Below are 26,402 nucleotides of genomic sequence, written 5' to 3' on the forward strand. Positions count from 1 at the left end.
CTCTCAATCGATAAATTTTCTCGCTATACAAAAAGCGTAGCAGGGCTTTTTTATCTCGTTACCGGACCGTGGTACGGGGGACACATATCCTTTGGTATAAAGCCTAGGTAGTTCCCCCTAATTTATTAATTTTTAGTCTAATAATTGTGAGTCAAGTTTGCAGAAATACACATAGCGTCTACTTTTTAAAAGTAAGAAACGACACAAATGTCGCTTAGTATTTATAAAGTGAGATGCATATATGAAGTTGATAAATTCAGTGCTTTCCAAGGTTGTTATTGGAGCAACTGGCGCTGTGCTAGCTCATGCTGCTATTGCTCAAAGTAATGGTGTTGGTGACTCGTCAGTCAGTTTGGAAGACTACGTTCGCAAGGTAGTAAACGAAAACCCAGAAGTGCAAGCCAGCTGGCGTCAACTTCAAGTGGCTATGTCAGACGTTGATATTGCTCGTGGCGGCTTTCGCCCTCAGGTCGATGTGTTGGCATCAAGTGCTTATACCGATAGAAATTACGGGCTAGATCGGGAATACATGGGACATACCGCGCAAATCGCCTTAACCCAGATGCTGTACGACGGTTTCTTAACAAGCAGTGAAGTTAAACGTTTTAAACAAGCGCAAGTGGTTCGCTTTTTCGAACTAATGGGTGAAGTAGAGCAAAAATCTCTGGATACAGCGCTCGCCTACATGGATGTGAAGATGTTTCGCGAGCTCTTAAAACTCGCTGAAGAAAACTTAATTACTCATGTGGACGTGTTTAAACAAATTGAGGAGAGTGTAGAAGCTGGTGTAGGTCGTCGTGCCGATTTGGAACAAATTAGCGGCCGTTTGTCTCTGGCTGAGTCTAATGTGCTTACCGAGCTGTCTAATTTGCACGATGTTACCGCGCGGTTTTTACGGTTGGTGGGCGAGAAGCCCGCGAATAACTTGCAGCCGGTAACGTTAAACTCTGCCTATGTTGATGCTAGTGTTACTGATATTCAAACCTTACTCACTAGCGCCTACGGCACCAACCCCCAATTCAATGCTGCTATTTACAACATTGATGCCCAGCGTTACGCCGTGGACAGTGCAAAAAGTCTTTATCATCCGCAAGTCAATTTAACCGCAAGTTATGGCGCACAAACGCGAGACCAAGCTGCGCTAAATAACACCATTACTGAAGCCAGTGTTGGCGTTAACTTTTCTTATAACTTGTATAACGGTGGTTCGGACCGCGCAGCGATTCGACAAGCATTATCACAGGTAGATTTAGCAAAAGACTTGCGGGACAAAGCCTGTATCGATATGAGACAAACGGTACAAATTGCTTATAACGATATTATCAATATTACTGAGCAGCTACCCTCACTGAATGCCCACCGCCTGTCTTCAGACAGAGTAAAGTCTGCATACATGGATCAGTTTACCATTGGCGAACGTTCTCTATTGGATTTGCTCGATTCCGAAAACGAGTACTACGAATCTAGTCGCGCATATTTAGAAGCACAATACACCTTAGAAAAGGCGCGCGTAAGACTGCTTGCGGCTTCGGGTAGCTTGGCACAAACGTTAGGAATTACAAAAGATGGCGTGCCTGATGTACTAGACAAAGCTGAAGAAAAAATCAGTTACGACCCTAACTACGTTTGTCCGGCCGTTCGTACAAACTTTGAAGATGAACTTAATATTCTTAAGCGCGACACAGATGGCGACGGCATTGTTGATTTGTGGGACGACTGCGTCGATTCTACACCAGGTGCCATGGTCGATGACTTTGGTTGTGAAGCCAGAGAGCCTGATATGGCGCCAGAACCAAGTGCTGCAGATTTTACGTTAGATAATGCGAAGATAATCAATTCATTCAACGTCAATATCGAATTTGCGTCTAATTCTACCGAGGTTTTACCTGAATACGAGAACTCGCTTCAGGACGTCATCGAAGCCTTAAACAATGACCCAAATTCAGGGGTGATTATTCACGGTCACGCCTCTCTAGATGGGGATGCAGCCTACAACCAGCGATTGTCTGAACGCAGAGCTAAGGCGGTTGCCTCGCTGCTTATGAATAAAGCGAACATAGAAGCTAGAAGAATTACTGCGGTTGGTTACGGAGAGAGTCGTCCGTTGGTTGATGAAGAATCAGACGCGGCGAACGCCCGTAATCGCAGAATTGAAGCGGCTATTATCCAGCTTCCTTCTAACGAATAGCAATGTGTAGGCCTATATGAAGGAAAAGAAGGTCGTAGACGACATATCCTATTTGGAACAGCAAGGAGGCGTATTGATGGATTGTTTGATTACGATCTGTCATGCGCACCATCTGGATGTATCTCGAGTCAGCCTGCTCAGTGGGCTTCCCTTAGATAGCGGCGAATTATCGCCCACAGGATTTGAGCGTGCAGCTAAACGGGCGGGACTCGCCAGCAGAACGGTTAAGCGCGATTTAGACCACATTAATACTGCGCTTTTGCCCGCTGTATTAGTCTTAAATGAAAAGCAAGCCTGTGTACTACATGGCTTAGAGCCTACCCATGCAAGAGTTTCGTATCCAGAACTAGATGACGCCGTGGTTGAAGTTCCCAGAGATGAACTTGCTGCCCGTTATACTGGGTACATCATATTTGCTCGACCCGAGATGCACGCGCGTGAGACCAATGCTCAAATTGACAAATCCTCAGTAGGGCACTGGTTGTGGTCATCTATCAAATCTGCAAAAGGGCTGTATAGGGATGTACTAATAGCCTCTGTTTTTATTAGCCTGCTTTCCATTGCCCTGCCTCTTTTTGTAATGAATGTATACGATAGGGTGGTGCCAAATGCGGCACTGGAAACCTTGTGGGCGCTGGCGATCGGCGTGCTTTTAGTTCTCGCGGCAGATTTCCTGTTACGCATGCTTCGGCAGTACTTTGTAGAACTGGCGGCAAGTCGGCTAGATGTCACGCTTTCTGCAAAAATTATGGAAAAAGTACTGTCTATAAATTTGGCCAGTAGACCAGCAAAAAGCGGTTCCTTTATAAACAGCTTGCAATCTTTTGAGAGTATTCGGCAGTTTTTTGGTTCTGTAACGCTGGTGGCATTGGTTGATTTACCATTCGGGCTCCTGTTTGTCGTTATCATAGCCATGATCGATTTTTATTTGATCATTCCTATTCTTATTGGCGCCACAGCGCTTTTCCTTTACGCCATGAAAGCACAGCGCGTAATGCGATCTCTGTCAGAAGAGTCGATGGAGATTAGTTCTCGTAAAAGCTCCCTCGTTACCGAAAGCGTAACATCTTTAGAAGACATAAAAGCATTTGGTTACCAGAGCCGAAACCAAAGTGCGTGGGAAAAACAAACAATCTTTCTTGCCAAAGTTAATGCCAAGCTGCGTTTGGTTTCGATGTCGGTAAATAATGCTGCACTTTGGGTTCAGCAGTCAGTCGGCGTTGTAATCATTTTAACTGGTGTTTATCTGATCATCGAAGGTGTAATCACCCAAGGTGGATTGATTGCTGCCTACCTATTGTCTAGCCGAGCCATGGGACCGGTCTCCCAGGCTGCGGCTTTATTGGCGCAATACCATCACGCTGAGACGGCGAAGAATGCCCTTGACGATATTATGTCTTTACCGAGTGAGTCAGGCAGTAATAAGCAGATAAAAAGTAATATTGTGCTTAAGGGGAATATTGATGCAAGCCAGCTTTGCTTTAAATATCCGGATGAAACCGTACTTGCACTCAAAGACATAAACTTCTCAATTAAACAAGGTGAGCACGTAGCGATTTTGGGCAAAAACGGATGCGGAAAATCTACCTTGAACAAACTGCTTATGGCCTTTTACCGCCCTGAGTCTGGGCAGTTACTCGTGGATGGCATTGACCTTCAGCAATACGACCCGATACTACTTCGCAAACAGATAGGTTACGTGCCACAAGACGTCAGCCTTTTCTACGGTTCATTGAAAGACAATATTATGTCTGAAGATTTACATATCGATGAAAGTGACTTTTGGGAGGTACTGACTCAGTGTGGTTTGGCGAAACTTGTTAATGGTAATGCCAACGGGGTAGAGCAAAATGTAGGTGAGCGAGGTAGCTTACTTTCTGGTGGTCAGCGACAAGCAGTAGCGATGGCTAGAGCCATAGTGCGAAACCCTGCGATATATATCATGGATGAGCCTACCTCAGCCATGGACTCAACAAACGAAGCGCAGATGAAGGAAACCATAAAAGCAGCGACATCTGGCAAAACACTCATCATCAATACTCATCGTACTACGTTGCTTGACCTTGTTGAGCGCGTGATTGTTGTCGAGAACGGAAAAGTTATTGCTGACGGTAAGAAGGAAGATGTACTTGTTCAGTTTAAACAGCCAAGTCAAATACTTAAGAGGGCGCCATGATTTTAAACAGTGGTGGTGAGAAAAAAGACTGGTTGCAGCGGTTAATGCGAGGTTGGCTAGCGCCACCTCCAGGTCAGGACTGGGTATTGGAAGCCGAGTGGTCACGTATAATGCAAACGCCGGTAAAAGCCCGTGGGCTTTTGTATTTGGTATCACTAGTTTTATTTCTTTTGGTGGTGTGGTCGTATTTTGCAGAGATTGATGAAGTTGCCAAAGGCGATGGGAAAGTCATACCGTCACAGCAACTACAGGTTCTCCAATCCTACGACGGAGGAATTGTACAGGATATATTAGTACGAGAAGGGCAAACGGTTAAAGCTGGGCAAGTGTTATTAAAGGTTGATCCTACCCGATTTTTGTCAAGCCTTGAAGAAAACACAACCCAGTTTGCGGCGCTGGCGGCGAAAGTGCAGCGCTTATCTGCGCTTACCCAAGGTGACGTATTGCGGTTTAATCGAGAGCTTCGCGAACAGGCTCCAACGATCGTTGATAACGAACGCAAGCTCTACAATTCCAACTTGGCTGAGCTTGATGAAGTTGCAGCAGGATCGGATTCTCGTATTATGCAACGCCGTCAAGACGTGGAAGAAGAGCGAGCGAATCTTTCCCAGTATCAAAACGTTTTGTCCCTCTCAAAGAAAGAGCTCGCTGTGACCAAGCCATTACTTGCATCAGGTGCTGTGTCGGAGATTGAAATCCTTCGATTGGAACGTCAGATAGTAGAGCTAGAAGGAAACATCACCAAGTCCAAGGTAGCGATTGAGCGTGGCTTAAACGCCATCGAAGAAGAAATTATAAAGAAGGAAGAAGCGCGTCTAAAACTGGTTAATCGATGGAACCAAGAATTGACCGAAGCCACCGCCGAAATGGCGACATTGCAGCAGTCTCAAACCAGTTTAGAAGATGTGGTGTCACAAGCAGCGCTGAGATCGCCAATCAATGGTACGGTGCAGCGCTTGCTCATTAATACCATTGGTGGGGTCATTACACCAGGCAGCGCGGTAGTGGAACTCGTTCCTCAAGATGATCAACTTATTGTTGAAGCAAAGGTTTCGCCTAAAGATATTGCGTTTATTCGAGAAGGGCAGCAGGCCATCTTAAAGTTCAGTGCTTACGACTTTACTATTTATGGCGGTATGTCTGCTGAAGTCCAACATATCAGTGCTGACGCCATTACCAACGAGAAAGATGAAACCTACTATTTAGTCAGGCTCGAAACGAAGAAAAGCATTGCTGATGAAGCGTTAGATATTTTACCTGGAATGATCGTACAGGTAGACATATTGACGGGAAAGAAAACTGTCCTTAACTATATATTATCCCCTCTGTTCAATGTTACAGCCTCTGCGCTGCGGGAGCGTTAAATGAGACATTTCATTGCAGAGAAAGATTTGCAAGGGGCGCTAACCCAGTATTCGTGGACCAGCTATAGTCGGGTTGATCAATTAACATGTGATCAAACTGATTGTATATGGATATTGGCAAGCGATGAGAACTGGCGGCAACAGCTAATTGAAGCCAAGCAAAAAGTAACGCAAGTGGTATTACTGACCTACAAATATGACCGTTTAGAGATGCAAACAGCGCTGATGCTAGGCGCTAGGGCGTATTGTCACGCATTAGGAACCCAGTCTCTTTTATCTTCAGTAGCGAGGGTGATAGAAGCCGGAGGCATGTGGTTACCTAATGAGTTACTTTTAGTGACAACATCTAATGTGGCGGTCAATCTGCAGTCTAAACGAGTGCTACCTGCTTTAAGTGGCTTAACGAACCGCGAAAAGGACGTATTGAGCGGCATTTTAGATGGGTTAAGCAATAAAGAAATTGCAAGAGAGCACGGTATTACTGAGCGTACCGTTAAAGAATATGTGGGTACGCTCTTACACAAATTTGAGGCAAAGGACCGAATCAGTCTATTACTTCGACTTGGTGAATTTAGTCATCTAAAAGATGCTCTATAACTTCCATGTGTGATACAACGCCGTCAATACCAAGCTCTATAAAGAGCGCTTGATGGTCAGAGCGTTTAACGCCGTCGGCGTATACTTTAATACCGAAAGTATGCGCCAGTGAGCAGAAGCCTCGAAGAAAAGCGTGATTAGCTGGGTTGAAGTCTATGTCGGCCATAAATGCGGAATCAATTTTCACATAGTCTAGCCCCATCTCTTGCACATCTAACAGTTGCGAGAACGATTCGCCTACACGTTTAAGGCCTATTTCGCATTCTTTAGCTTTTAGCGTAGTGCAAAAGTCGCTAAATTCGTCAGGGAAACGTGTTGCGGTAGATTCCCTTACCTCGAAGCACAGCTGTTTAGCTGCTTTGAAGTTGGTGCCTATTTGATAATAAAGCTGTGCAAGAATTTCAGGGTCTAGCATGAACTGTTCAGAGCAAAGAAAAGCAAACTTTGATCCTGTGCCAGAACGGTTGATGTAATCAATAAGGTGAATAATGGTTGTCAGTTCTAACTGTGGCAACAAACCTAAGTAACGTGCCCAGTGAGTATAGAACCCGCTCTTTCTAAGCTCGCCGTCTATGTTCACCCCAGCCCAGCTTTGGTAATGAACCAAATTTCTGTCTATGTCGAGCACTGGGAAATTAAATGTTTCTACATCGCGCTCATCGATAGCACGTTTGAGCTCTTGCTCCCATCGTTTCTCTTCCACAAGTGAAATGAATTCTCTTAGCGGAGCCTCGACAAACGGTTCGTCCATTTCATCCGCTTCGGCTTCATCTATCATTGCATCAGCGCGCATAAGTGCGTTTGAAAAGCTATCATCCGGTCGTAATTTCACAACCGACTGAAAGACTTGAGGGTCGCCTTCGCGGCTAAATGCACTCAAACACGCACCGTGTAATGCTTCAGAAATAGTGACGGCGTCGTGGGTTTCGGTGAGGAGAATAGCAAACTCGTTTTTTTGCATTCTAGCAATACGACTGTCGGTGAAAAGGTGATGATGCATAGAAAGGCAATCATTAATTTCTTCAACGAAATCTCGAATACGATTTTTACGTATATTGGCCGGGGAGCGCAAGAAGCCTTCGCCCTCAGTAAATCTCACAAAAAAGACGCAGTTAATGCCTTCTGTATCGCGAAAGGCAAGTTGGCCTTTTAAAATCGATATAAAATAGTCCCTGTTGGCGACACCAGATTCGTCGTCGAATTGGGTTTTATAGCGCATGAGATCAAGGCGGGTATTCTCCTCCTCCATGATCTTCTTGGACGTTCTCGCTAAGAAGTTCATCGCGCGAACCACACGTTTGAGTTCTAACGTACGAGGTTCGGGCAGTTGAACAAATTTCATTTCACCAAAAGACTCGGCTTGATTAACAACGCCATCCAGAGGTCGAATAATAAAGCGAAGAGCCCACGCGCCTATTATTCCTGAGAAGATACCTACAAGGGACAAGCCAAAAATGAGCCGTTGAGTAGCGCGCCACATAGATGCGACGGCGAAGCTGGTGTCGGTTTCAACATATATCGTACCGTACTGACCCCACCCCTCGCTAACCTGAGCAATACCTGGATTGACATTCGGTGAGAAATTGTCTGCAAACCATCTGGGCGTGTCTTCATCTAATTGCACTTCGTGGGTATGGGCAGACACAATTTCGCCGTCCGCTTTTTGAAGTACAATTGTTGCGTAGTGTCCTATATCGAATTGGGACATGATGAAAAGGTCTAAAGATACGGGGTCTTTTTCTAATCCACTTAGCGTTAACGCCATCATACTGGCGTTATCTAAGTTTTTTGAGTAAAGCTGTTCTTCTACGTATTGCTTCGTAGTAATTCCATGAATTGTCACGCTACCTGCAATTGCAACAAGGACAACGACTACAATGGCGAGCCACAATTCTCTTGTTATTGACATAGACTCCTAGGACCTTCTGCTAATCCCCTCTTGCTTCATGCGCTCAATAACGTCACGCCACCTAGATAGTCTACTGGTAGACGAAGAAACCTGTGACGTTTTGCCCGGTTGCCATATACCTGAGTCGTTAAAACTAAAAACAGGTATAAGGTCTGTGCGCTGTGAGCCGGGTAATACATTAGACACTAAGCTGTCTAGCACAAGGGGATCCGATGAAGGGGAGTCATAGTACCCTAAAACCATATGTGCTTGTGTTACTCGACTTCTACCAATCTTCGCTTTTACATAAATTAGGCGAAGTTTAGAACTATCGATACCTAAGTGTAGCAGAGCTACGTATTTTGCAATGGCATAATCCTCACAATCTCCGCGAGAATGGCCAAAAAGTTCAGAAGGGGTTGCCCAGTAGTCTTTTTCTTTAAACACAATATCGTCAGTAGCATACTGAATATGCTCATCAAAGAAAGCGTTTACACCAAGCAATTGATCTTTGACACCCTTACTTTCAAGAGCGTGTAGGGCAGCTTCTAGCGCTGCAACGTGTGATGCTTTATCAGCTCCAAATTTATTTTTTACTTCCTGTTCAAGCTTTGGAAACTCGATTACATACTGATCCTTCATTTGCTGTCCAGCCAGTAGCAGGGCCACTAATGCTAAGCAGTGCGACGCAAATAGAGAAAGGGTCATAACTTCATTATTTTAGTTATACTAAAGTATAGGCGAGAGTAACCTTCTTCACCTAAAGTTTAAGTATAATTTGCTATACGTAGTTATAGGTATAACATGGCTGTGCTGATAAACCAACCATGATTTCGAATGCTAAAGTGGAAATCGAGAAAGACTATTTTTTTACTACAAAATCGTGTTCTTGAATGTTTGCGATAATTCCTGCACCTTCGTTTACTACTAGAGACGAATTACCGTAGGCACTACTCACTACAAATTTGCCAGGATATAGTGAGTACTGTAAGTATTTACGGCCACGGTTATCGACAATCTCTTTAGCTTGATAAAGGTATAGTTCATCTTTTTCAGAAATGCCATTGTCTCTGCCTAAAGATACAGAAATTTTATCGCCGGCAACATTAATCACTCTACCTGTCATTGGCTGGCATGCAGTGGCTTCTTTTATATCTTCAATCGCTTCTGCTATTGTCGCGTTGACAGTTTGCCCATAAAGCGACTGCCAAAACTTCGTCGAAAATTCATCTACATCTTCGAATCTGTCGAATGTCCATTCTCCTTGATTCTGATAAGACTTAGTCAACAACAGGCCTCCATTAATGCCGTCATAGACCTGAACGGTCATAGCAAAGGAGCGTCGAGAAGTACCCTCACGCCACGGTGTAAAAACCGAAGCCTTTTCCCGTGTCACGCTTAAATCATCTATCATGCCCACCAGCACAAATTGAGTATTACTTTGCGCTGAAAGCGTGCGTACATTTTGGTCAGTATATCGACTGTCAAATTTTGCAGTATGTGGCGCGATATAGATAATATCTAGGTTTTCAGTTTTATTTCGCATGGCCTGCGCTAACTGCTGGGTGAATGAAGCATCGAAATTGGGAATATTACCCTGTGTTAGTTGCGCTCTGTTACGTACCCTGAAATGTGTGGTAGCGAAATGTTTTTGGTCATTTTGTGCGGCACACACTTTTCCTCTTGGAAAAATGTCAGCGCGAATACTTACCGTAATCACATCGCCGCTATAAACTTCATCAACTAGTTCCAGTTGTTCAACTTCGCCGGTAGAGCGAATGGTCATCTCTTCATTTTTAAGAAGACCATTTGTAAGCTTGGCGACACTATGAACTGATGCGCCTGCAAAAAGCATGGCTTGCTTAAGTGCCTCTTGGGTAGCCGCATGTCTGGCAGTTTCCTTATCGCCATTTCGCACCACAGCCTGTCCTGTAGCCTCGTACCACACGGCATTTGCTTGCCCAACCAAAAATGCAAACAGGCAAATTACCGCCACGACAGCATTTAAAATAGTTACCAGCGTTGTTTTGCTAATATGTCGCACCGCACACCTCTGGAGGTTTTTGTCTAACTGCGCTATGCAAAGCGCCCGCTTTATAAAGCAAAGTATGCGAAAAGAGTGCCAGTTGATGTGGTTTCATCGCCATTAAATCGATCGGGCGCATATCTTGCACATATCTTGCAACGCGTATCTTGCAAAAGGTTTGTAAAAAGCGTCAGTTTAAATACGTCAAAATCTGCTACCGCGAGTATGGCAGTATCTCGTAGTTACAAGGCTGCCACCGACGAGAGCAGCGTAACTACACATTTGATTTTATTAATAATGTAATTTGGAAATGAAACTATGTGCTTGAAAAAAATACATAAATCAAAATCGCTGCTGCTGTCTTGCTTTCTTGGTTTAGCAATAAGCACTGGTGGATGCGGCATTATTGATAAACACGTTGAGTGGGAAACAATAGAACCAGAAAGCTATCCCGTGCTCAAGGCGGTAGGCTACGCGCCGATTTCTTCTCAGCATGGCGAAAGCGACAGCATGAAGCTTATAATGGCGATGAAAGCGTCAAAATTAGATGCATACCGAGAGCTCACTGAACAAGTCTATGGTCAAAAAATTGAAGGCAATCAGTCTCTGTCTCACTTGGTTATAGATAGCGAAACATTGCGAGCATCTGTAGAGGGGGTCATTAGAGGCGCTGAAGTCGTAAAAGCCTATCCGGTAGGTGAAGATACATACGTCACCGAACTCGCTTTAGATATGCAGCAGGTTTACGATATATATCTGTCGACCGCAAAACCGCGCCGAGTAAAGGATGTTAAGTATTATTAAACGTTAGCGAAAGGGGTGTTTGCGCAAGTGGCTGTATCGTGAAGTCTTAAAACATGCGCAAATTCACAGAGATATAATTTACTTTTACCGGTTAAGGCTTAATGGTTAAAGCTCGCTGAGTGGGGTTTACTGAAATCGCAAAAAAAATTAGGCGCTCACTCCCGACCCTAAAATCCCGCCTTTCGGCTTTCCTTTTTTGTCATAGGTGAGCGATTCTTTGGCACGAACTTCCATCATCAAGTTACGTAAGTGTGTGAGGCGTAGCTGTCCTTGCTCTACGGCTTTTTGATTGACCTGCGTGCGGTATTTGCAATCGTCCAGAAGTTTCTTTGCATTAGCCATTAATGCTTCATCTTCTTCTGACATTGAGCCTTGATTGCTAATTGTGCGCTCAATGCTTCCATCGAGAGCCTGAATAGACGTTAACAGTGCTGTCTTTTCGTCTAATAAGTTCATTAAAGATTCTGCGTCTCGCGAACTGATAAGTTGCAATTCTTTTTCAAGCAATACGGCAAGTGAAGACAGTTGCTCCACTTGCTTTATTAGTGCTTGTGTCAATTGGCTTGCTTGTTCAGTCACGTTAGCTCTCTTCTGGTTAGTTACGAGTTTTGTCGCTCACTATTTAGCGCCAAAAATCTCACCTTCTAGTTTTGCAATCTTGTTGGCAAGCACTTCAGGATTAACTTTATACTCGCCACTTTGAATCGCTCGCTTAAGGCGATCGACTTTATCTTGGTTCACAGGCGCTTCCGAACCTTTCTTCTGAACCTGGTTGAGCTGCTGAGCAGATTGCGTCAACGATACAGAATCCTGACGCGGAACTGATGCGGTTTGCGCAGCCTGTGTTGATGCCTGCTGTGGAGATTGCTGCGTTTGGTTTTGCTGCGCAACCTTTCCATTATCAACGGGTGTTTTCGGTAACCCATTGTTTATATTGTTAATTGCCATAATTAGTCCTCACTACTTTTTCGCCTCTGTAAAGTATATCGGCCTTTTGGCTAATTTCTTTAGCTAAATTGTGAACAAAAAAGTAGATATTCGCTGCCTCGTTTATAAGTGTATCACGACTTCTTCAGGGCTTGCGACTCTTGCTATCACCGCCTTTTGGCTACTGGCATTAATTACCTTAATATTGTCACCAACAACACCGTCTTGCTGAGCGATTCCGGCTGTTTTCACTTCCATACCTGCTACCTCAGCAGTTATGGTAATTCTGTCGCCTTTGCACACAAAGCATAGCATATTTGACTGTATAGCTTGTCCGTCAGTCACTCGGCGTTTTATTCTAGCCCCAATAAGTGCTTCTAGCTCAGTAAATGCGGTATGGCGCAATCGTCTTACATCAACTTTTGCCAGAGAGAGATTCGATGATGTCAGTACGGTTCCTGGACTTATTGCGCCTTGAGTGACAACAATTTCTTTGGTACGCGTTACTTGCCCGCTGGTGAAAAGGTACCATTCATTATTTCTGCAGCTCACTCTAACTGATATATACGATTGGCTCAGCGCTTCTTGCGACGCATTGTATTCGAACCCAGTTGGGCAGTCAGGAATATTTATCCTATCGTCTATCTTCACAATAGACACATCAATGCTAGTATCCTGCGTATTATCAGCAAGTTGAGTTATTAGGTATTGTTTTGCGCCTTCTTCAACCTGTTTGTGATTGGTTTGTGTCGCCAAGCAGTTCATAGAAAGCACACTGAAAACGGTCAATGACAGTAATCGTGTGAATGTAAGGCGCGTTTTGGCGTTCATATTTTTCATCATGACTTTTCGTGTTCAGTTTACAAGTTATTGACTATGCTTAATACGGCCGGTTTGCTTAGTGCAAATAAATAACAGCCAAAGTAAATCCATAAGGTTTACAAGCACGAGCGTCAACGCAGGATCATTGACTAAGTTAAGGTATAAACCCTACTAAAGACTGAAAAATGCTATTTAGTGTCATTTTTCTGTCGTTTGACCTGCAAAAATTTAGTGATATTGTCTATCTTTATCATAAGAGGCAATGATCATGCCCAGTATTACTTAGAGGTGACCTATGTCGGGGATTTTAGATTCAGTAAACCAGCGCACGCAGCTTGTTGGGCAGAATCGCTTAGAGTTGCTGCTGTTTAGACTGAACGGCCGCCAACGCTTTGGAATTAACGTTTTTAAAGTGCGGGAAGTGCTTCAGTGTCCTCCGCTAACAGCAATGCCGAAATTAAACCCGTTGGTTCGTGGTGTGGCGCACATCCGTGGTCAAACCATATCGGTCATTGATTTAAGTATGGCAACACGCGGCCGTAAAATTGAAGATCTCTCTAATGCCTTTATTGTCATTGCGGAATATAACCGTTCAGTTCAGGGCTTTTTGGTGGGTGCCGTAGAGCGTATCATCAACACCAATTGGGATGCGATCATGCCGCCACCTCAAGGTACTGGCAGAGCAAGCTATCTAACGGCGGTGACTGAAGTTGAAAATGAACTTATTGAAATTCTAGACGTTGAGAAAATTTTAAATGAAATTTCTCCGTTGAATGCCGAAGTAAGTTCAGAGGTGGCAGAAGGTCTGACAACCGAAGGCCAAGAAAACAAAATTATCTTTATTGCAGATGACTCTGCGGTAGCGAGAAACCAAGTTAAAAAGGCCCTAACTTCACTAGGCTTAGAAATTGAACTAGCTAAAAACGGTCTTGAAGCATTAAACAGGCTTAAAGAAATTGCGGAAGAGTATGGCGATGTAACGAACCGTGTAGGCGTGCTGGTCTCAGATATCGAGATGCCAGAAATGGACGGCTATACACTAACCGCCGAAATTAAGAATACGCCTGAACTTCAAAAGCTTCATGTTGTATTGCATACGTCGCTCAGTGGTGTCTTCAACCAAGCTATGGTGCAGAAAGTAGGGGCTGATGACTTTATCGCGAAATTCCACCCCGATGAACTTGCTACCGCGGTACAAAAGTGGCTAATGACTGAGTGCGAATAACGGAGCAAGATAGGATTGGCTAATAAAGACGTTTCGCCAGCAAGTTACCTCAAGTTTAGAGAGTTTTTGGAAAAGCAATGCGGCATAGTATTAGGTGATAATAAACAATACCTGGTGCGCAGCCGTTTAGCTTCATTACTCTATAAGCATAAGTATGAGTCTGCTGACGAACTGATTGACGTGGTTGTGAAAGGGTTCGACAGAACTTTACTACAGAACGTTATTGACGCAATGACCACAAACGAAACGTTGTGGTTTCGAGACAACTATCCCTTCGATTTACTTGTAAAAGAGTTACTACCAACACTATCGGCAAAAAAATCAGAAACTTCGCATATGGAGTGCCGCTTGTTCGTCTGGACAAGAGCCTTATTCTATTGCGATGTCTGTACTTGAATATCAGCGCCAAAGGCCAGGTGCATTAAGAGCGGGTGTTGAAATTGTTGCTACAGATTTATCGTCAGAAATGCTGCAAAAGTGTGAGTTAGGTATTTATGACGAACTGTCCCTTGCAAGGGGATTGTCCCCGCAAAGGAGACAGGCCTTTTTCCAGCAAAATGATAGCGGGCTTATGCAGGTAAAACCCGACGTTCGTCGGATGGTAAGCTTTAGAAGTCTAAATTTACTTTCGAGCTATGCAGCACTTGGCCGCTTTGATATCGTTTTTTGCCGTAATGTTTTGATTTATTTCTCGGCCGAAGTAAAACAACGCATCCTGCAACAAATTGCCGGACAGCTGCAGCCTCAGGGTGTGCTTTTCCTTGGCGCCTCTGAATCAATCAGCGCTGCAAGTGATACCTACAGTATGGTTAAGTGCCACCCTGGCCTTTACTATCAAAAAAAATGATCTAACTTATCGGCCTGATAAATAATACTTTTTTTACGATCAGGTCGACACTTTTGACTTACACCCTCCGTCAAAATCTCATTATGGCATTTGCCTTGCTAACTATTTCTACAAACGACAGTAAAACGGCAAGATTCGATATTTAATTGTCCGCTTACATTGTCACCACGAACAAATTTTTAGTATGTCAGAGGTCATGTTATGGCTATTAACCTAGATAAGCTGGTTGGCTTTCATGAGTCAGCACTCACTATACGCACAGAGCGTATGGAAGTGATTTCTGGAAATCTAGCGAACGCAAACACGCCTGGTTATAAAGCGCGGGACATTGATTTTAATAAAGCAATGCAGTCGGCTATGCGAGAAGCATCTGGTGGTACAGCCAATCACGCTTCTTCAGGAATGGTGCGGACAAATGATCGCCACTTAAGCGGCAATTCTACGTCAGTAGCGGCAAACTTTGACATGCAATACCGCATCCCAACACAACCAGACACTGGCGACGGTAATACGGTTGAAGTTCAAGCGGAAAGAAATCGGTTTTTAGACAATGGATTGCGCTACCAAGCCAGCCTAGAATTTTTGAACGGAAAAATTAAAGGCATGAAAAAAGCGCTTAGCTCAGGAGGTCAGTAGTCATGAGTTTATTTAATGTAATGCAAATTTCGAGTACGGGTATGGAGGCGGAGAATGTACGTCTTAATACTACGGCAAGTAATATTGCCAACGCTAACTCGGTTAGCAGCAGCTATGACGAAACATACCGAGCTCGCCATCCAGTCTTCGCTACGGCGTTGCAAGATGCAATGCGCGATCAGTCAAAAGGTGCAGGTGTTCAAGTAAAGGGTATTGTAGAAAGTGATGCTCCTTTGCAAATGGAGTATTCGCCTAATAACCCGATGGCAGATGAAAACGGCTACATCTATAAACCCAACGTGAACATTGTGGAAGAGATGGCGAATATGATGTCAGCGTCCAAAGCGTATGAAACTAACGTGCAGGTTGCGGACACCACAAAGCGTATTTTCCGTCGCGTACTGCAGCTAGGTCAAGGGCAGTAACTTGCCGCTTGAATAATGTGAGGATTACTCAGTGAATACCATAAACAATACTGGCTTAAATACTGATCTGTATTGGCAAGAGGAAACCGTCAAAATAGCTGACGGCACCGAGCAGCAGTTAACCCAGGAAGACTTCTTCTCAATGTTAACTGAGCAGTTAGCCAATCAGGATCCCACTGCACCCGTTGATAACGATCAAATGGTAGCGCAGATGACATCATTTACGATGGCCGACGGTATTTCCCAGCTTAACGAAAAGTTTGAGTCGTTTGCAGCTTCAATGACATCGAATCAAGCGTTACAAGCCTCTAGTCTTATCGGGCAAAACGTGCTGGTTCAAGGTAACGTGGGTTATATGGCCAATGAAGGCGATGGCATTTCGGGTGTCATCGTGAATGAAAAAACAGTTCAGAATATGACGATCACTATTGAGAACCAGTTTGGTGAAGTCATAAAAACCATTGATGCAGGCACACAAAGCGCTGGCAACATTGAGTTTGAATGGGATGGCAAAGATAAGCATGGCAACCAGATGGCACCGGGTGAATATGTTATCAGTGCCACTGGCGAATTAAATGGAGAGGGTGTTCAGCTGAATACCGCCGTTAATCGCCATGTAGGAAGTGTAAGCTTGGCTGGTAGTGGTCAAGGCGTAATTTTGAATTTGGATGGTGATGTCAGTATCAATCTTGATGACGTCATTCAAATCGGCAGTTAGTAGGAGAATCAATAATGTCTTTTAATATTGCACTGAGTGGCGTATCAGCCGCACAAAAAGATTTGGATGTAACCGCCAACAACATCGCAAACGTAAATACAGTTGGCTTTAAAGAATCTCGCGCTGAATTTGGCGATGTTTATGCGGCATCACTGCTTTCAGGTGGTAAAACTAAAGTAGGTGACGGTGTACTCACTCAAGAAGTTGCTCAGCAATTTTCTCAAGGTAGCCTTCAGTTTACCAATACCTCGCTTGATTTGGCGATCACAGGTAATGGTTTCTTTGCGACAGTACCTGAAATTACGTCTCGCGACTTCTCGTTCACACGTGCGGGTCAGTTCAAGTTAGATAGCGACAATTTCGTGGTTAACAGTAACGGCGATAACTTATTGGGTTTCCCCGTTAACTCTGATGGTACAAGTGCCTCGGTAGCACTTAGTACTACAGAGCCAGTACGTATCCCAGATTCTTCGGGTTCTCCCGCACAAACCACAGAAGTTGACATTCGAATGAACTTGCCTGCTGGTGATGCAGCCCTAGATCCACAAGATTTTGACCCTGAAGATCCGCTTACCTACAACGCAGCAACATCGGTAACCGTTTACGATTCGTTAGGTGATAGCCACGTAATGACCTATTACTTCATAAAGGATGCGACACCGGGTGTTGATAATGAGTGGTACGTTGCTACTGCAATCGATGACACGCTAGTTGATATGACAGATTCAGCGGGTAATGACACAGACCCAGCAACAGCAGTAAATAGTGTCGGTGGTAACACCGGTAACGCCGTAACAGCATCTAAACTTATCTTCTCTCAAGGCGGTGATTTTGCTGGTATGGAAACGCCTGATGGCCTACCTACACTTGATTTCAAAATGCAAACAGAAGCGTTAGGCGCAGGTATTCTTGCTAATGGCTCAGATCCTACGCAGCAAATAAGCATTGATTTTAACCTCGATGTTAATAACGCGACGCCTAATGAGCCGACTCAGTTCGCCTCTGCGTTCGAGGTTACATCATTAGAACAAGACGGTTTGCCTGTAGGTCGATTGACGGGTATCGATATCGGTCCTGACGGCCTGGTTCGTGCAACATTCTCTAATGGTACGTCTGAACCCATTGTTCGTGTCGCTTTGGTTCGCTTTTCTAATGAACAAGGCCTAACTCAAGAGAGCAGTACTCAGTGGAAGGAAAGTATTCTTTCAGGTGAGGCACTAGCGGGTGAAGCAACAACCGGTACTTTCGGCGAAATTAACTCTTCGGCGCTAGAACAAGCTAACGTTAACCTTACCACTGAGCTCATCGACATGATTATCGCTCAGCGTAACTTCCAAGCAAACTCGCGTGCGCTTGAAGTGAACAACTCGCTAAACCAGACTATCCTTAACATTCGATAGTTTGCAGTAAGCTACATTAGCAGATTGCTAAGCGGCAAATTTTAGGCGCGGAAAACTGTACCTATTTGACCCGATTTAGAAAGGTCGCAACAATGCGACCTTTTTATTTTTCTATATATATCAATTCAATACCGCCCTTATTTTTCAATTGCACTAAATATCCACAGATTGGCACTGCCTTTGCAAAATCTTGTTTAAGGTTTAATCAGAGTCAAAAGTCAGTCATGGACAAACTTCTCTATATTTCAGCAAGTGGCGCCTCCCAAGACCTACTAGGAACAGGGATTAGGGCCAATAACTTGGCTAATGCACAGACAACAGGATTCAGAGCGCAGTTAGAGCAGGCAAGGTCAATGCCGGCCTACGGCGAAGGTTTGCCGACTCGCGTGTTTTCCATGACAGAAAGCCCGTCGAATAATTACGAGTCGGGCCCGATGATTAAAACAGACCGCGATTTAGACGTAGCCATTCAAGGTGATGGTTGGTTCGCTGTACAAGATCAAAATGGTCAAGAAGCTTACTCGCGTGATGGAAATTTCAAGTTGGGCGATGACGGAATTTTGACAGATATCCACGATCGCGTCGTGCTTGGTGACAATGGGCCAATATTCCTTCCTGTTCCTTTAGATAATCTCAATATTGCGGCCGATGGCACGTTGTCAATGAGACAGTTAGGTGCCCCTGCCAATGTTATTGAAGAAGTGGGGCGACTTAAATTAGTTAGCCCAAACTATGCTGACATGGAACGTGGGAACGACGGCTTATTTAGAATGGAAGATGGCTCAATAGCGCCAGCCAATGCCAACGTAAAAGTAATGTCGGGCATGCTTGAAGGTTCCAACGTCAATGCGGTTGACGAAATGGTGGACATGATAAGTCTGCAGCGTCACTACGAGCTTCAAGTCAAAATGATGAAGCAAGCAGAAGAGCTTGATACTCGCGGTAATCAGCTACTACGCATCCTGTAAAAGAATTTTTATCACCGTTGCCCTATGAGCAACGTCGGAGGTTAACATGCATCCAGCATTGTGGATTAGTAAAACCGGACTAGACGCCGCACAGACCGATGTGGCAGTGGTGTCTAACAACCTAGCAAACGCATCAACAGTTGGTTTCAAAAAAGATCGAGCGGTGTTTGAAGATTTGCTTTATCAGAATATCAATCAGCCAGGCGGTCGTTCGTCTGCTGACACAGAGCTACCTTCTGGGCTTATGCTTGGTTCAGGCTCGAAGGTCGTTGCTACTCAAAAAGCACACACGCAAGGTAACCTATTAACCACTGAAAACGCGCTTGATATGTCAATTCAGGGCCGTGGTTACTTTGAAATATTGCAGCCAGACGGCACCATTGCATATTCGAGAAATGGTCAATTTTCACTGAACGACCAAGGCCAAATTGTTACATCTGGCGCGGGCTTTTTGCTTCAGCCTGAAGTGGCTATTCCCGAAGATGCGCAACAAATCACAATTTCTCAAGATGGTGAAATTAGCGTGAGCATACGGGGCCAAGCTGAACCGCAGGTACTCGGTCAGCTTAATATCTCTGACTTTGTTAACCCAACCGGATTACAACCAACCGGACAAAACCTTTATGTAGAGACAGCGTCAAGCGGTGCACCTATTCAGGGGATCCCTGGTCTGCAAGGTTTGGGTTATATCTCACAAGGCACGTTGGAAACGTCTAACGTAAACGTGACCGAAGAGTTAGTAAACCTTATCGAAAGCCAGCGCTTGTATGAGATGAACTCAAAGGTTATCTCATCGGTCGACCAAATGCTTGGTCAGGTTATTCAGCAACTTTAGTAGGTAGCATCATGCGTATTTTAGGTTTATCTGCTGCACTTCTGATACTTGGCGGTTGCGCCAGTACAAACGAGCCGCCCGTTCAGGCAAACGACCCGTCGTTTGCACCGGTAGTGCCAGATTACCCGCGTGAAACGGTAGTAGAAGATGGCTCGCTTTTTCGTTCGCAGCTTGCTAACAACTTATATTCTGACGTTACCGCAAGAAGAGTCGGTGACATCATCACTGTAACGTTAAGCGAGAATACCCAAGCGAGCAAATCAGCCGACACTAGCACAGCGAAAGATTCAAACGTCAATCTAAACCCTATTACCGGGCTAGCTGGGCAAGCGATAAATATTGGCGGAGAGTCCGTACAATTGGGAATAAGTTCATCCCGAGATTTCTCCGGTGATGCCACTGCTAACCAAAGCAACAGCTTAAACGGTGCCATCTCAGTTACTGTGGTCGACGTACTTCCTAACAGCAACCTTGTTATTCGTGGCGAAAAGTGGCTAACCCTGAATCAGGGCGACGAATATATCCGTCTTACCGGCATTATTCGTCCGGCAGACATTAGTCCCGAGAATGAAATCGTGTCCACTAAGGTTGCAAATGCGCGTATCCAATATTCGGGTACGGGAAGTTTTGCGCGAGCACAAGAAAAGGGTTGGTTAACCAAGTTCTTTGATTCTGCTTGGTGGCCTCTTTAGGTTTTAGGATAGGAGAGTGAACATGCGTTTGTTTTCAGTAGTATTAGCCGTTTTCACAATGCTTTTATCTTTACAGGCAGGTGCGCAGCGCATTAAAGATGTAGCGAGTATTCAAGGCGTACGTAGTAACCAATTAGTGGGATATGGTCTTGTTGTAGGTTTGCCTGGAACGGGTGAACAAAGCCCGTTTACCGAACAAAGTTTCAGAACCATGCTGCGTAACTTTGGTATCAGTCTTGACGCTAACACCAAGCCAAAAATACGAAACGTGGCCGCAGTGGCGGTACACGCCGACCTGCCTGCTTTTGCAAAACCCGGACAAACCATTGATATCACGGTTTCTTCAGTTGGCGAAGCGGCCAGTCTTCAAGGCGGAACGCTGCTCCAGACGTTTCTTCGCGGTGTTGACGGTAAAGTCTACGCTGTAGCGCAAGGCAGTTTAGTCGTGAGCGGGTTTGGCGCACAAGGTGGTGATGGCTCGCGCATTGTCGTTAATACGCCAACGGTAGGCAGAATTCCAAACGGTGCGATGGTAGAGCAATCTGTACCAACAGGCTTTGCCAATGGCGACACGTTAACGCTTAACCTCCATTATCCAGATTTCTCAACGGCTAAGTCGCTTGCAGATACGATCAACGAGCGCTTAGGTGCACAGCCCGAAAATGGCTATGTTATTGCTAAGCCCATTGATGCAGCGTCTGTTCGCGTGTCGGCCCCGCGAGATGTCGGTCAGCGCGTGGGCTTTTTGGCTACCTTAGAAAACTTCGAATTTACACCAGCTGATGCGCCAGCGCGTGTGGTAATAAACAGCCGCACAGGCACCATTGTTATTGGCAGTGACGTTCGCTTGTTACCAGCAGCAATTACTCACGGCGGGCTAACGGTGACCATCTCTGAAAATCAGCAAGTTTCTCAACCTAACGCGTTTGGTGAAGGGCAGACTGCCGTTACCACTCAGTCGATTGTTGATGTCGATTTGGCAGATAGCCGCATGTTTAAGTTTGAGCCAGGCGTTACTCTGGACCAGCTTGTGCGCGCGGTAAATGAGGTGGGCGCTGCGCCGGGCGATTTAATGGCAATTTTGGAAGCATTACGTCAAGCAGGCGCATTGCGTGGAGAGCTCGTTATTATTTAAAACGAGCAAAGAGCATTTACGAGACGTTAGTAAAAATAAGGTCACGGCGGAATAAGCACGATGGAATCACTTAGCACAAAAAGTCAGCTTGATATGGCTCGCAATGTCCACGATATGGGCAGCATAAACAAAATGCGTGAAGCCATTGCGTCGGGCGACGAGACGGTATTGCAAGAAGCTGCCCAGCAGTTTGAAGCGATATTTGTGCAAATGATGTTGAAATCAATGCGTAAAGCGCAAGATGCTCTTGCTGACGAAAATAGCCCATTTAATTCGCAGCAAGTTAAGTTTTATCGTGATATGCACGACCAACAGCTAGCGACAGATCTAACTTCCGGTGGTGGCTTAGGTCTCGCTGATGTCATTGTTAAACAGTTAGGTCAAACTGAGGATAGCTATACGCCTGCCAGTGTAATCAGAAGTGACGGCGACTTATCATCACTTAACAGAAACCGTGTGTACAACGTAGCTGAGGCGCAGGATATTGCCCTTTCTTCACAGTCTATTCGCAGCCAGTCAGCACAAAAAGACGCCATGTTCGAAAGTCCCGAGCAGTTTGTAGAGAGCCTAATGCCAATAGCTGAGAAAGTGGCAGCAAAATACGGAATGGATCCTAAAGCAATAATTTCCCAAGCCGCGGTTGAAACCGGGTGGGGGAAATTCGTTATCCATAAAGCGGATGGGGAAAGCTCGCACAACTTATTTGGCATCAAAGCAAATAAGGGATGGCAAGGAGAGCAGGCTGTAGTCGACACGTTGGAATTTAACAATGGACTACCGCAAAAACAAAAGGCTGCTTTTAGGTCCTACTCGTCAGTAGAAGACGCAATGGAAGACTATGGACGCTTTATCACATCACAGCCTCGCTACAGCCATGCTGTCGAGAATGCTTCTGACGCAGCGCGCTATACCCATGCGCTTCAAGAGGCGGGCTACGCTACCGACCCTGAATACGCGCGCAAGATAATGGCAGTGTATAACAGCGATCGTCTCAGCACGTTAATGCCATAGCATTGGAGATTACATTGTGAGTTCTGTCGATTTATTCTCATTAGCGACCAGTGGTGTTAACGCCAGTAGTAAGCTATTACAAACGACCAGTAACAATATTGCCAACGTCAACACGCCAGGCTATGTTCGCGAGCGCACTGAGCTTCAAAACAGCCAAGTCTTCGGTGTAGAGATCGGCAATACCGAACGTATCATCAATGTATTTGCTCAAAATCAATTGCGCAGGGACATTACTTCTGTCGGCGAGCTTGAGGCATTCTCTAGTAAAACAGCGGCCATTGACAATCTATTAGCGAGTGAGGCTAACTCAATCTCCCAAGGATTGAGCGAGTACTTCGCCGCGTTGCAGACAGCTGCTGACGATCCTACTAACCTAGCGTCTCGCGACCAAGTGTTAGGGAAATCGGAGTCTTTGTACCAACGAATGAAGACACTGTCTGATTATATGTTGGAGAAAGAAGAAGAATTAAACCTAGAGTTCACGTCGATGGTGAACCGAGCGAACACCTTGATTGGCAATATTGGCGATCTAAACCGCAATATTGTTATTGCCAATGGTAACAATACCAGCGACCAGCCTAGCGCATTGCTTAATGAGAGAGATCAAGCGATAGACGAGCTCGCTTCAATCATGGGAATAACAGTTAAAGAAAGCACCACGCAAAATGGAGCGGTAACAATTAATCTGACTTCTGGTGAGTCATTGGTATTAGAAAATGGTGCATTTAATTTATTTGAACTGAATACCAATGCTGACTTAACGTTCAAGCAGCTTAAACTAGAAACAAACTTTGGCTCACAAACAAAAGCTGATGCCTCAATACGTATCGTGGAAGATGATTTAGGTGGCGCACTTGGCGGTTTATTCGGGTACAGAAACGAAATTTTAGGCCCTGCAATGCGGGATGTTGGTCAGCTATCAGTAGCATTCGCCGATGCAATGAATACGCAAAATAAATTGGGGATGGACTTAGACGGTCAACTTGGTAGCAATATTTTCGATATACCCTCGTTTCGCGGATTAGCATATAGCGATACCAATGGTGACTATGTTGTAACTGCCCAGATTACCGAAGGTAAAGGTGCAGAGCTAACGGATGCTGACTACAAAATTGAGGTTACAGCAGTAACTGCGGGCGTACCTAGCCAAATAGAAATTACGCTATTAAATGCAGATGGCACACCGAAAAAAGACGCTTCTGGCAATGATATTATCTATTCCAATTACGCGGTTACAGCTGGGTTTAATGAATTGCCCGGTGGTATTGAAGTTGATTTCTCAGGAACCGATCCCTATACCGTGGGTAATGAGTTCCTCATTCAGCCAACTAAAGATATCGCGTCTAAGATTACACTAGAGACAAATCGCCCTGAAGATTTGGCGTTTGCAAGCCCGGTGAGAGCGGGAGCAAATAATACAAATTTGGGAAGCGCAAATGTTATTGACGTTACGGTATCTAACACAGAAGTCGGCGCTTCTGCTTTTGACGGAGCGGGTGGGCTGTTAAATTCAGCGCCAGCTCAAATTAACTTTACGGCCGCAGATACATACGACGTTGTAGATGGAAGCGGTAATGTTTTAGCTACAGTAACTGGCACAACTGATTTAACTAACCTCATTAGTCAAGCGGGAATAAGTCCAGATCCAGGCTTTGATTTGAGCTTGGATGGCGTGCCAAAAGCTGGGGATAGTTTCTCGATCAGCTATAATACAGATGGCTTTAACGATAACAGTAATGCGCTTAATTTAGCGGCTATTCAAAACGAAAATACCGCGCAAGTGAGCAGTGAGGCAACGAATACACCACGTACCTTCCAAGATGCTTATGCATCTATGGTTGGCCGAATTGGTGAAGATGCCTCGATGGCAAAAGTAACACTTGCTTCAGCGGAAGCCATGAAGGTTCAATCGCAGAATTGGTTTGAGTCTGTCTCTGGCGTTAGCTTAGACGAAGAAGCCGCAAATTTAATAAAGTATCAACAAAGCTATGCTGCCGCAGCGCGAATTTTGTCTACGGCGCAAGAATTGTTTAATACCATTTTGCAGTCAGCAAGGTAGGTGAGTTATGCGTATATCAACGAATCAAATTTATGATCAAAACATGCGCTCGATTATGCAAAATCAGGGCGATTTGGCAAAGACTCAAGAGCAGCTAGCTTCTGGAAAACGCATTATCACTCCGAGTGACGACCCCGTTGGTGCGGCAAAAGTATTACGTTTAACCGAAGAAATCGATGAGCTAACCCAATTTCAGCGCAACAATGATCTAGTAACAGGTTCGCTCGAACAGCAGGAAGCTGTATTGACGAATATTACCAATTCGGTTAACCGTGCTAGAACGCTAGTAATACAGGCAGGCAGCGGTGCTCTAGATTCTCCTGACAGAAAGGCTATTGGGGCTGAATTAGAACAGATCAAACTTGAAATATTTGATCTTATGAACACTCAAGATGCCGAAGGTAGTTATTTGTATGCGGGTTTTCAATCAGGTAACCAAGCGTTTGAATATAACCCCACAGCGACAGACAAAGCTATTACCTTTACCGGTGATGCCGGTGTGAGCTTTGTCCAACTATCTAATAGCTCAAAGATTCAATCAACCAGTAATGGTTATGAAGTTTTCGAAAACGTGCTTTCACGATATAAATTTTCCACTGATCCTGCTAGTACTGCAGTTGTTAGTGAAGCATCTGTAAAGCAGCAAGGAACGTTCGACACTTTTTTTGACAAAAATTATGATCCAGTAAATACGGGTAACAATGACTACCGTATAAACTTTTTAGCTTCAGGACAAGCTGAGTTAGTTAACCAAGGTACAGGCGTTATTGTCGAGTCTGTTGCCTATACTTCAGGTCAGCCATTTACCATTAAAGGAATGGAATTTGAGGCTACGGCCGTACCTGGAGATAGCATCGATTTGTCTTTAGATGCGCCGGAGAAGAAGAGCATGGCTCAGACACTGCACGAAATACAAGCAGTATTAAATGACTCATCGATTGACAGTTTCGAACTACAGGAATCAATTTCAGATGCTTTGGTTGGTTTAGATAATGGCTTAGAAAAATTGTCGCTAGAACACGCTTCAATCGGAAGCCGTTTAAACATAGCTGAAAGTATTTATGAAAGTAACTTAGATATGGAAATAGCAGCAAAGGCATCACGTTCTTCTATACAAGATACTGACTATGCAGAGGCATCAACCGAATTTGCGAAACAAGAAACTGCTTTAAGTGCAGCTCTGGCAACATTTCCACAAGTTACTGAGTTATCCCTATTCAATTTCATTTAGAGCAAACCTTCTGGATGTTTAGTTGACCTTAACGACAAATGCCCGGCAAGGGCCTTCTCTTTCCGGCAACTCCATGCCGCAAATAATCTAGATATTTTTCTTATTTACTAGCAGACTGTCCCGACAGAAAGGCCAAAAGCATAAGGCTTAATTTTCGCTGGGCGAAAGTCTTGACATGCTTATAGATCATAAACAAAAAGAATATAAAAATTAAGCTCTAATAACAGCTAATTCATGTTAAAAGCGAAAAAGCGAACGTTTCTAACTTGTTGAAAGTAATGGTTTTGTGTGATTTTTAGCGGTACTTGATAAAAAAGGTGAGAAAAAAGCTAAAGTAAAATTAAGTAGGGACCGATAAGTATTTATCAGCGGAGAGAAGCAAGAAAGCGCTGACTGATAAGACTGATGTAAAGAGGTAGTGAGAGGTA

General features: G+C 44.6%; 23 protein-coding genes and 1 pseudogene. 18 read left to right on the forward strand and 6 right to left on the reverse strand.

Annotated elements, in window-relative coordinates; all coding sequences use genetic code 11:
- Positions 1–241: 241 nt before the first annotated feature.
- From MASE_RS04540 to MASE_RS04555, 4 genes are all read left to right on the forward strand, one after another.
- Positions 242–2,188, forward strand: a complete 1,947-nt coding sequence (locus MASE_RS04540) for a TolC family outer membrane protein (RefSeq protein WP_014948580.1) — start codon at positions 242–244, stop codon at positions 2,186–2,188.
- A gap of 76 nt (positions 2,189–2,264) precedes the next feature.
- On the forward strand, positions 2,265–4,364 hold the full coding sequence (locus tag MASE_RS04545; RefSeq protein ID WP_014948581.1) for a type I secretion system permease/ATPase: 2,100 nt from the start codon (positions 2,265–2,267) through the stop codon (positions 4,362–4,364).
- Positions 4,361–5,728, forward strand: a complete 1,368-nt coding sequence (locus MASE_RS04550; protein WP_014948582.1) for an HlyD family type I secretion periplasmic adaptor subunit — start codon at positions 4,361–4,363, stop codon at positions 5,726–5,728. Before MASE_RS04545 ends, MASE_RS04550 begins: the two co-directional genes overlap by 4 nt.
- Positions 5,729–6,325: a helix-turn-helix transcriptional regulator gene (locus MASE_RS04555; protein ID WP_014948583.1), complete on the forward strand. Its 597-nt coding sequence runs from the start codon at positions 5,729–5,731 to the stop codon at positions 6,323–6,325.
- Here the strand turns inward: MASE_RS04555 and MASE_RS04560 are convergent.
- The 3 genes from MASE_RS04560 to MASE_RS04570 form a co-directional block, all read right to left on the reverse strand.
- Positions 6,300–8,234: a bifunctional diguanylate cyclase/phosphodiesterase gene (locus tag MASE_RS04560; protein ID WP_014948584.1), complete on the reverse strand. Its 1,935-nt coding sequence runs from the start codon at positions 8,232–8,234 to the stop codon at positions 6,300–6,302. The two genes, MASE_RS04555 and MASE_RS04560, sit on opposite strands and share 26 nt — an antisense overlap.
- A 6-nt stretch (positions 8,235–8,240) precedes the next feature.
- Positions 8,241–8,855 (reverse strand): transglutaminase-like cysteine peptidase, encoded by a 615-nt coding sequence (locus MASE_RS04565; RefSeq protein WP_232362811.1) that lies wholly within the window; start codon positions 8,853–8,855, stop codon positions 8,241–8,243.
- 220 nt (positions 8,856–9,075) lie between these two features.
- A complete protein-coding gene (locus tag MASE_RS04570; protein ID WP_014948586.1) occupies positions 9,076–10,257 on the reverse strand; it encodes a flagellar assembly protein T N-terminal domain-containing protein in 1,182 nt (393 codons plus the stop codon).
- A gap of 300 nt (positions 10,258–10,557) precedes the next feature.
- Here MASE_RS04570 and MASE_RS04575 point away from each other — a divergent pair, with 300 nt between their 5' ends.
- Positions 10,558–11,043, forward strand: a complete 486-nt coding sequence (locus MASE_RS04575) for an LPP20 family lipoprotein (RefSeq protein ID WP_014948587.1) — start codon at positions 10,558–10,560, stop codon at positions 11,041–11,043.
- 147 nt (positions 11,044–11,190) lie between these two features.
- Here MASE_RS04575 and flgN read toward each other — a convergent pair whose 3' ends face one another.
- The 3 genes from flgN to flgA all read right to left on the reverse strand — a co-directional run bounded on the left by flgN (position 11,191) and on the right by flgA (position 12,810).
- Positions 11,191–11,622, reverse strand: a complete 432-nt coding sequence (gene flgN, locus MASE_RS04580) for a flagellar export chaperone FlgN (RefSeq protein ID WP_014948588.1) — start codon at positions 11,620–11,622, stop codon at positions 11,191–11,193.
- A gap of 39 nt (positions 11,623–11,661) precedes the next feature.
- Positions 11,662–11,991: a flagellar biosynthesis anti-sigma factor FlgM gene (gene flgM, locus MASE_RS04585; RefSeq protein WP_014948589.1), complete on the reverse strand. Its 330-nt coding sequence runs from the start codon at positions 11,989–11,991 to the stop codon at positions 11,662–11,664.
- Positions 11,992–12,093: 102 nt separating this feature from the next.
- The gene (gene flgA / locus MASE_RS04590) at positions 12,094–12,810 is read right to left on the reverse strand and encodes a flagellar basal body P-ring formation chaperone FlgA (RefSeq protein ID WP_014948590.1); all 717 of its coding nucleotides are present in this window, start codon (positions 12,808–12,810) and stop codon (positions 12,094–12,096) included.
- Between the two features lie 277 nt (positions 12,811–13,087).
- On the opposite strand from flgA, the gene MASE_RS04595 reads away from it, so the two are divergent.
- The 13 genes and pseudogenes from MASE_RS04595 (at position 13,088) to flgL (ending at position 25,974) form a co-directional block, all read left to right on the forward strand.
- On the forward strand, positions 13,088–14,017 hold the full coding sequence (locus MASE_RS04595; protein ID WP_014948591.1) for a chemotaxis protein CheV: 930 nt from the start codon (positions 13,088–13,090) through the stop codon (positions 14,015–14,017).
- Positions 14,018–14,032: 15 nt separating this feature from the next.
- Positions 14,033–14,864, forward strand: a pseudogene (locus tag MASE_RS04600) (CheR family methyltransferase).
- 201 nt (positions 14,865–15,065) lie between these two features.
- The gene (flgB, locus tag MASE_RS04605) at positions 15,066–15,500 is read left to right on the forward strand and encodes a flagellar basal body rod protein FlgB (protein WP_014948594.1); all 435 of its coding nucleotides are present in this window, start codon (positions 15,066–15,068) and stop codon (positions 15,498–15,500) included.
- A 2-nt stretch (positions 15,501–15,502) separates the two neighbouring features.
- A complete protein-coding gene (gene flgC, locus MASE_RS04610) occupies positions 15,503–15,925 on the forward strand; it encodes a flagellar basal body rod protein FlgC (RefSeq protein ID WP_014948595.1) in 423 nt (140 codons plus the stop codon).
- Between the two features lie 31 nt (positions 15,926–15,956).
- On the forward strand, positions 15,957–16,643 hold the full coding sequence (gene flgD / locus MASE_RS04615; protein ID WP_012517628.1) for a flagellar hook assembly protein FlgD: 687 nt from the start codon (positions 15,957–15,959) through the stop codon (positions 16,641–16,643).
- 14 nt (positions 16,644–16,657) lie between these two features.
- The gene (flgE, locus tag MASE_RS04620; protein WP_014948596.1) at positions 16,658–18,043 is read left to right on the forward strand and encodes a flagellar hook protein FlgE; all 1,386 of its coding nucleotides are present in this window, start codon (positions 16,658–16,660) and stop codon (positions 18,041–18,043) included.
- A 224-nt stretch (positions 18,044–18,267) separates the two neighbouring features.
- A complete protein-coding gene (locus MASE_RS04625) occupies positions 18,268–19,011 on the forward strand; it encodes a flagellar basal body rod protein FlgF (protein ID WP_014948597.1) in 744 nt (247 codons plus the stop codon).
- 46 nt (positions 19,012–19,057) lie between these two features.
- Positions 19,058–19,846, forward strand: coding sequence for a flagellar basal-body rod protein FlgG (gene flgG, locus MASE_RS04630; protein ID WP_014948598.1), 789 nt, complete (start codon positions 19,058–19,060; stop codon positions 19,844–19,846).
- Positions 19,847–19,857: 11 nt separating this feature from the next.
- Positions 19,858–20,538 carry a flagellar basal body L-ring protein FlgH gene (gene flgH / locus MASE_RS04635; protein WP_014948599.1) on the forward strand — a complete coding sequence of 227 codons (681 nt, stop codon included), beginning with the start codon at positions 19,858–19,860 and terminating at the stop codon, positions 20,536–20,538.
- 22 nt (positions 20,539–20,560) lie between these two features.
- Positions 20,561–21,673 (forward strand): flagellar basal body P-ring protein FlgI, encoded by a 1,113-nt coding sequence (locus tag MASE_RS04640; RefSeq protein WP_014948600.1) that lies wholly within the window; start codon positions 20,561–20,563, stop codon positions 21,671–21,673.
- Positions 21,674–21,733: 60 nt separating this feature from the next.
- Positions 21,734–22,684, forward strand: a complete 951-nt coding sequence (gene flgJ, locus MASE_RS04645) for a flagellar assembly peptidoglycan hydrolase FlgJ (RefSeq protein ID WP_014948601.1) — start codon at positions 21,734–21,736, stop codon at positions 22,682–22,684.
- A gap of 16 nt (positions 22,685–22,700) precedes the next feature.
- Positions 22,701–24,743, forward strand: coding sequence for a flagellar hook-associated protein FlgK (gene flgK, locus MASE_RS04650; RefSeq protein ID WP_014948602.1), 2,043 nt, complete (start codon positions 22,701–22,703; stop codon positions 24,741–24,743).
- Positions 24,744–24,750: 7 nt separating this feature from the next.
- Positions 24,751–25,974: a flagellar hook-associated protein FlgL gene (gene flgL / locus MASE_RS04655; RefSeq protein WP_014948603.1), complete on the forward strand. Its 1,224-nt coding sequence runs from the start codon at positions 24,751–24,753 to the stop codon at positions 25,972–25,974.
- Positions 25,975–26,402: the final 428 nt, after the last annotated feature.

The organism is Alteromonas macleodii ATCC 27126 (assembly GCF_000172635.2).
Lineage (GTDB): Bacteria > Pseudomonadota > Gammaproteobacteria > Enterobacterales > Alteromonadaceae > Alteromonas > Alteromonas macleodii.